This window comes from Micrococcus sp. HMSC31B01, from assembly GCF_001816085.1.
Classification (GTDB): domain Bacteria; phylum Actinomycetota; class Actinomycetes; order Actinomycetales; family Micrococcaceae; genus Micrococcus; species Micrococcus luteus.
On record NZ_KV825285.1, the window covers coordinates 1 to 1,798 of the forward strand.

Genomic DNA, 1,798 nt, shown 5'->3' on the forward strand with positions numbered 1-1,798 from the left:
GGCGGCGGGACGCGCCCGCCGCCGACCCGCGCGGTCAGTAGACGCCCTCGCCGAGGGAGGCGAGGAACTCGCGGCGCTCCTGGCGACGCTCCGCCTGCTGGTCCGGGTCCGGCACGGGCGCCGCCGCCAGGAGGCGACGGGTGTACTCCTCCTTCGGACGGTGGAGCACCTCCTCCGTGGGGCCCTGCTCCACCTGGCGGCCGTCCTTGAGGACGAGCACCTTGTGGGCCAGCATGTCCACCACCGCGAGGTCGTGGGACACGAACAGGCACGCGAACTCGTAGCGCTGCTGCAGCTCCGCGAACATGTCCAGCACGGCGGCCTGGACGGACACGTCCAGGGCCGAGGTCGGCTCGTCCGCGATGAGCACCTGGGGGTCCAGGGTCAGGGCGCGGGCGATGGAGATGCGCTGGCGCTGACCGCCGGAGAGCTCGTGCGGGTACCGGTTCACCACGGAGCGCGGCAGACGCACCGCGTCCAGCAGCTCCTCGGCGCGGGCCAGGCGCGAGCGCCGGTCCCCCACCTTGTGCACGACCATCGGCTCGGTGATGATGTCGCCGATCGGGAACCGCGGGTCCAGCGAGGCCGCCGGGTCCTGGAAGACCACGCCGATGTTCTTGCGCAGGGCGCGCTGCTCGGCCTTGGGCATCGTCGCCAGGTCGTGGCCCTGGATGCGCAGCGAGCCCTCCGCGATGGTGAGCAGGCCGAGCACCGACTTGGCGATGGTGGACTTGCCCGAGCCGGACTCGCCCACCAGGCCCAGGATCTCGCCCGGGGCCACCTGGAAGCTGACGTCGTGGACCACGCGGTTCTTCTTGCCGCGGTGGTCGTACTCGAGGTGGAGGTTCTCCGCCTCGATCGCGTACCGGGCCTGCGTCTGCGTGGCCGTGACCGGCTCCGGCTCCGCCACCTCGAGGGGCTCGCCGAGGCGCGGCACCGCCGAGAGCAGCTTCTGGGTGTACGGGTGCCGGGCGTGCTGGAGCACCTGGTGCACCGAGCCCTGCTCCACGAGCTCGCCGTGGAGCATCACGCACACCCGGTCCGCCATGTCCGCCACCACGCCCATGTTGTGCGTGATGAGCAGGATGCCGGTGTTCATCTTGTTCTTCAGGGAGCGCAGCAGCTCCAGGATCTCGGCCTGGACCGTCACGTCGAGCGCCGTGGTGGGCTCGTCCGCGATGATCACCTTCGGCGAGCAGCTGATCGCCATCGCGATGACGATGCGCTGGCGCTGGCCGCCCGAGAACTGGTGGGGGTACTGCTTGAGCCGGGTGGCGGCGTCGGGGATGCCCACCATGGTGAGCAGCTCGACGGCGCGCTTGTCCGCCTCGGTGCCGTAGGCGATGCCGTGCAGCTCGAGGGCCTCCGTGAGCTGGTCGCCCACGGTGAGGACGGGGTTCAGGGCCGTCATGGGCTCCTGGAACACCATCGCCACCTCGTCGCCGCGGATGTCGCGCAGCTGCCCCGGGGTCATGGTGAGCACCTCGCGGCCGGCCAGCTGCACGGAGCCGGTGATGTCCGCATTGCCCGGGAGCAGGCCCATGGCGGTGGCGCTCGTGACGGACTTGCCGGAGCCGGACTCGCCCACGAGGGCGACGACCTCGCCGGGCTTGACGTCGAACGTCACGCCCTTGACCGCGTGCACCTCGCCGAACTCGGTCGCGAACTTCACGTCCACGTCGCGGAAGGCGAGCACCGGCTCGCCGCCCAGGTCGTCGTGGCGGGCCACGACGCCCATCGCGCTCGTCGCGGGGCCCGGAGGCACGCCGCCGGCGCCGGAGGAGCCGGGCACGGCGGC

The 1,798-nt window shown here is 72.0% G+C and carries 1 protein-coding gene; it reads right to left on the reverse strand.

The genetic code is table 11. The annotated features are described in order from the left end of the window. Positions 1-34 precede the first annotated feature (34 nt). Positions 35-1,798, reverse strand: a 1,764-nt coding sequence (locus HMPREF3105_RS09695; protein ID WP_246830367.1) for an ABC transporter ATP-binding protein, incomplete at its 5' end; no start/stop codon positions are given.